This window comes from Deltaproteobacteria bacterium (assembly GCA_019310525.1).
Lineage (GTDB): Bacteria > Desulfobacterota > DSM-4660 > Desulfatiglandales > HGW-15 > JAFDEE01.
This window is the reverse complement of the sequence record JAFDEE010000146.1, coordinates 1-4,611: the sequence shown is the minus strand read 5'-3', so window position 1 is coordinate 4,611 and position 4,611 is coordinate 1. Positions and strand designations below refer to the sequence as shown.

Here is a 4,611-nt window from a genome sequence, read left to right as displayed (position 1 = left end):
GTTTCCCCCATCCCTAACCCCCTGAAATAACGAAGGTTTACCTGCTGCTGTCTGGCAGGCCTCCCGACAGGTCACTTCCGAAAAGATCCACATGCCCCTTCTCCCGGTGGTGCAGGCATTCGTTTTCAGGTGAAACACTTGTTCCGGAAAGGGCATGGGAAAAGGCCCATTGGCAGTCAAGTTCGAGAGGGTCAGTTACAGTTGAAATTCTCGAGTGCCAAGGCTTAACGCTTTTGATCTTTTTCTCCTTGGAGGGAGAGTTCGAGCAAGGGCCGATGGCCCCCCCCCCTGATAAGCCGCTGAAAACACCAGCCCGGGAGCCTCCGAACGAAAGAAAAGGCGCCATCGGCCTTTTGGAGGTCGGTACCGAATTGAAGTACTCACCGGGTGTTATTGAAACGGAAGGGGCATGGGGATCTTTTCCGGTGGTGCAGGCGTCTTTTATTCCACAAATTTCATAGCGGAGCGCCTGAAAAGTTTTCCCGAAAAAGGACTGAGAAAAAAACCGATTTCGACAAAAGCGATTGACAAAAGCGGATTTAACAAATAAAGGTTTAACCTTGCCTGTTCAGCCCGGCAAATTTTCCCACTTACTTCAAACCAGCCCATGATCCCGTTCCTCCGGGGAGGAGGAGAAGGGAGAGGCTTTTTGAACGGCGGATGGAGTTATGGTAAAAAAACGAAAAAAAGGCAGAATCGTTATCGACAGGGAGTTATGCAAGGGATGCTACCTCTGCATTTCCGTCTGCCCCAACGAAAACATCACAGCGTCTAAGTCCCTGAACCAGAAAGGGTATTACCCCGCCGAGTTCACGGAAAAACCAAAGGAGGGGAAGAGTTGCGTGGCATGCGCCATGTGTGCCACCATCTGCCCCGACGTCGCCATAGAGGTCTATCGTGAGTCATAAAGTCTTAATGAGAGGCAGCCATATCATCGGCGAGGCGGCCGTTCGGGCCGGATGCCGTTTTTATGCCGGCTATCCCATTACACCACAAAACGAACTGACGGAATACATGGCCGGTGCCATGGCCCGACTGGAGGACGGAACCTTTATTCAGGCGGAAAGCGAGTTGGCGGCCGTAAACATGGTAATCGGGGCCGCCATGACCGGCGTTCGAGCCATGACGAGTTCATCCAGCCCCGGCATCAGTTTGAAACAGGAAGGAATTTCTTACCTCGCCGCCCAGGAACTCCCCGCAGTGATCGTCAACACAATGAGAGGGGGACCGGGGCTTGGAAACATTGCTCCCACCCAAGGGGACTATTTCCAGGCCACCAAGGGGGGAGGCCATGGCGACTATCGAACCATCGTACTGGCCCCGGCCTCAGGTCAGGAACTGGCCGAACTGACACGACAGGCTTTCGATTATGCCGACAAGTACCTGACCCCGGTTCTCATCCTGGGGGACGGGATGATGGGACAGATGATGGAGCCCGTTGTCCTTCCTGATCCGATCGACCTGTCCGATCTTCCCCCCAAGCCCTGGATCCTGGACGGGGCGGACGGAAGGCCCCGGCGGCTTGTCAAGTCCCTGCTCCTGGATACCGCCCTGGAGGAGGAACACAACTGGAAGTTGATGAGAAAGTACGATATCATCGCGAGGGAGATCACTCGCGCGGAGACCCATCTGGTGGACGATGCCAGACTCGTGGTTATCGCTTACGGTACGGCCGCCAGGATCGCCAAGGGTGCGGTGAAGAGGGTCCGTGACCTCGGGCTCAAGGTGGGTCTTATGCGGCCGGTCACTCTCTATCCTTTCCCCAACCGGACCCTCGTTGAATTGAGCCGATTCGTGAAGGATTTCCTCGTCTTCGAAATGAGTACAGGACAGATGGTGGAGGATGTGAAGCTCGCCTTAGAGGGAAGAAGCAATGTCCATTTCTATGGCAGACCGGGCGGAATCATCCCGACACCGGACGAGATCGCCAAAAGAATCAACACCCTTTACCATCGCCAGCACCTTGAAGAGGAATAGGACACATGGAGAAGAAAGTATTTGAGCGGCCGAAATACCTCAAGAAGGCGGTCTTCCATTACTGCCCCGGTTGCGGCCACAGCATCATCCATCGACTCCTGGCCGAGGTCTTCGATGAGCTTGATATAGGAGGCCGCGTCATCGGCGTTCCTCCCGCGGGCTGTGCCGTGCTTTCCTATAACTACCTCGACATCGACATGGGAGAGGCGCCCCACGGCCGGGGCGCCGCAGTGGCCACAGGAATCAAACGGTGTCTCCCTGATCGAATCGTTTACACTTACCAGGGCGACGGCGATATCGCCGCCATCGGCACCGCGGAAACCATCCACGCGGCCAACCGCGGGGAAAACATAACGACCATCTTCGTCAATAACGGGGTTTACGGTATGACGGGAGGCCAGATGGCCCCAACCACCCTCCTCGGCCAGAATTCGACCACAACCCCGGGTGGAAGGGATGCTGCCAGGGACGGCGCGCCTCTTGATCTGAGCCGGATGCTGGCCGTGGCCCGGGGAAGCACCTATATCGAGCGAACCGCCGTCAATTCCCCGAAAAACGTCCGCAAAACCAAGAAGGCCATCACCAAAGCGTTCAAGGTGCAAATGCAGGGCCTCGGATTCTCCCTGGTCGAGATCCTTTCACCCTGTCCCACCAACTGGAAAATGTCTCCCGTGGAGGCCGCCAAGCGGGTGGAAGATACCATGGCGAAGATTTTCCCCCTCGGAGTAATCAAGGATGAGACCGAGGGAAACAGTTAGGCACGATTCCAGGACCATGAGTGCGAAATCTGGATCGGAAGGCTCGAAACGGGAATGAATGACTTGGAAGAAAATGAGGTTTTGGAAAGATCATGACTAAAAAGACCGTTTTCGCCGGTTTCGGAGGCCAGGGCGTGCTGATGATGGGATACCTCACCGCCCTCTCGGCCATGCTCGAAGGAAAGAACGTGACCTATCTTCCTTCTTACGGTGCGGAAGTTCGTGGGGGTACGGCCAATTGCACGGTTGTGGTCTCCGACGAGGAGATCTTCTCCCCGGTGGCCTCCACACCCGACTATGCCGTCATAATGAACAGGCCTTCCCTGGCAAAATACGAGGGATCCATTCGGGAAGGCGGTCTCATCGCACTCAATTCAAGCCTGGTGGACAGGGACCCAACGAGAGACGATATTACGGTGTTGAAGATTCCCGCCAATGATATGGCACGGGAACTTGGAAGCGACCGAACCATCAACATGATTATGCTGGGAGCCTTTGTGGCCAAAACCGGAATCACCACGCTGGAGGCGGTCATGCAAGGGCTCGAGGAAATCGTGAAGGGGAAAAAGGCGAAACTCATGGAGCTGAACCGGAAGGGCCTGAACAGAGGCGCTCAATATGTGCTGAAAGGAGCCTGATATGAAAAGCGTGGAAGAAATCCATCTCAGCCTGAAAGACGAGCCCGGGCAATTGTGCCTCCTCAGTGAACTTCTGGGGGCAAACGGAATCAACATCATAGCCCTTTACGTCTCGACCCAAGAAAAGGAAGGGGGGCTTCGTTTTGTGGCCAACGACCCCAAAAAGGCATACAATGTTCTCAAGACCGCAGGATACGACATCAGGACCAGGGAAGTGCTTGCATGTGAAACTCCCCATCATCCGGGCGGGCTGAACGCGGTCCTCAAGCCCTTAAAGGATGCGGCGATAAACGTGGATTACATTTACCCCTGTATCGGTACCGGGGACATCACGGTTCTGATCCTGGGAGTGGGGCTCGTGGAAAAGGCCGCAAAGATCCTTGAAGAAAACTGGATCCGGGTCTTGGGTGAGGAACTCTATCACTTTTAATGCCCTCCCCCCTCTCCATGGAGCTGCCCTGGGAAGGAACATATTTTTCCCTTAAGATTCCGACAGGAAATCCGAATAGAACCTTAGGAAGGGAGACCTTTGAAAAATGTTCAATTTTGTTCAAGGTCAAGGAAGGCGAAAATTTTAACCACAGGAATACATTGAAGTATTTCGAGGAATAAAAAAGGGGGTGAGTTTGCCTTGCCCCCACAGGGGGCAAGGAACGAATTGCCCCCTATTTCAACCTAAAACAATTTACCTTGTTTTTCGGCCCTCTTTCGTTCTTGGGCCTCTTGATACTTGACGTACTTTCGTATCATTTCTGAATCTAAACCCACTGTATCAACGCAGTACCCTTCGGTCCAGAAATGATTACCCCAATAGGGTTTATCTTTGAGTTCTCGAAACTTGTTGAAAACTCGGATTGCTGTTCTGCCCTTTACGATACCGCAATAGTCAGATATCGAGATTTTCGGAGGAACCATCGCTAATACATGCACATGATCCGGTTGAATATTCATTTCCAAAATCTCGACCTCTTTCTGTTGCGAAAAGGCCCGAATGCAGTTGCCAACCTGATTTTTGACCGCACCTTCCAAAATTCGGTGACGGTATTTTGGAACCCAGACAATATGGTATTGGCAGTGCCAAATGGTATGTGATAGTTTTCTAAAACGACTCATTGCTTTCTCCTTTCACTGAAATTGTGGGGACAATTCAGTATAGGGGTAACAATGAGTCGTTCAAATGGCAAAGCCTTTGAACTCTGACCATGCCCAAAGGGCATGGATTTTAATGTTCAATTAAA

At 53.0% G+C, this 4,611-nt stretch carries 6 protein-coding genes; 5 read left to right on the top strand and 1 reads right to left on the bottom strand.

Annotation, left to right across the window (positions count from 1 at the left end):
* Positions 1-668: 668 nt before the first annotated feature.
* From JRF57_16255 to JRF57_16235, 5 genes are all read left to right on the top strand, one after another.
* Entirely contained in the window at positions 669-908 is a 240-nt protein-coding gene (locus tag JRF57_16255; GenBank protein ID MBW2305249.1) for a 4Fe-4S binding protein, read from the top strand.
* Positions 898-1,977 carry a 3-methyl-2-oxobutanoate dehydrogenase subunit VorB gene (gene vorB / locus JRF57_16250; protein MBW2305248.1) on the top strand — a complete coding sequence of 360 codons (1,080 nt, stop codon included), beginning with the start codon at positions 898-900 and terminating at the stop codon, positions 1,975-1,977. Before JRF57_16255 ends, vorB begins: the two co-directional genes overlap by 11 nt.
* Before the next feature lie 5 nt (positions 1,978-1,982).
* Entirely contained in the window at positions 1,983-2,735 is a 753-nt protein-coding gene (locus tag JRF57_16245; protein ID MBW2305247.1) for a 2-oxoglutarate oxidoreductase, read from the top strand.
* 92 nt (positions 2,736-2,827) lie between these two features.
* Positions 2,828-3,373 carry a 2-oxoacid:acceptor oxidoreductase family protein gene (locus JRF57_16240; protein ID MBW2305246.1) on the top strand — a complete coding sequence of 182 codons (546 nt, stop codon included), beginning with the start codon at positions 2,828-2,830 and terminating at the stop codon, positions 3,371-3,373.
* A 1-nt stretch (position 3,374) separates the two neighbouring features.
* Positions 3,375-3,803 carry an amino acid-binding protein gene (locus JRF57_16235; GenBank protein MBW2305245.1) on the top strand — a complete coding sequence of 143 codons (429 nt, stop codon included), beginning with the start codon at positions 3,375-3,377 and terminating at the stop codon, positions 3,801-3,803.
* A gap of 245 nt (positions 3,804-4,048) precedes the next feature.
* Here the strand turns inward: JRF57_16235 and tnpA are convergent, their stop codons facing one another.
* On the bottom strand, positions 4,049-4,486 hold the full coding sequence (gene tnpA / locus JRF57_16230) for an IS200/IS605 family transposase (protein MBW2305244.1): 438 nt from the start codon (positions 4,484-4,486) through the stop codon (positions 4,049-4,051).
* Positions 4,487-4,611 lie beyond the last annotated feature (125 nt).

Excerpts from the sequence above, each read along its gene's own strand:
- JRF57_16255 (MBW2305249.1), top strand. The coding sequence starts at position 669 with ATGGTAAAAAAACGAAAAAAAGGCAGAATCGTTATCGACAGGGAGTTA.
- JRF57_16245 (MBW2305247.1), top strand. The coding sequence starts at position 1,983 with ATGGAGAAGAAAGTATTTGAGCGGCCGAAATACCTCAAGAAGGCGGTC.
- JRF57_16240 (MBW2305246.1), top strand. The coding sequence starts at position 2,828 with ATGACTAAAAAGACCGTTTTCGCCGGTTTCGGAGGCCAGGGCGTGCTG.
- JRF57_16235 (MBW2305245.1), top strand. The coding sequence starts at position 3,375 with ATGAAAAGCGTGGAAGAAATCCATCTCAGCCTGAAAGACGAGCCCGGG.
- tnpA (MBW2305244.1), bottom strand. The coding sequence starts at position 4,486 with ATGAGTCGTTTTAGAAAACTATCACATACCATTTGGCACTGCCAATAC.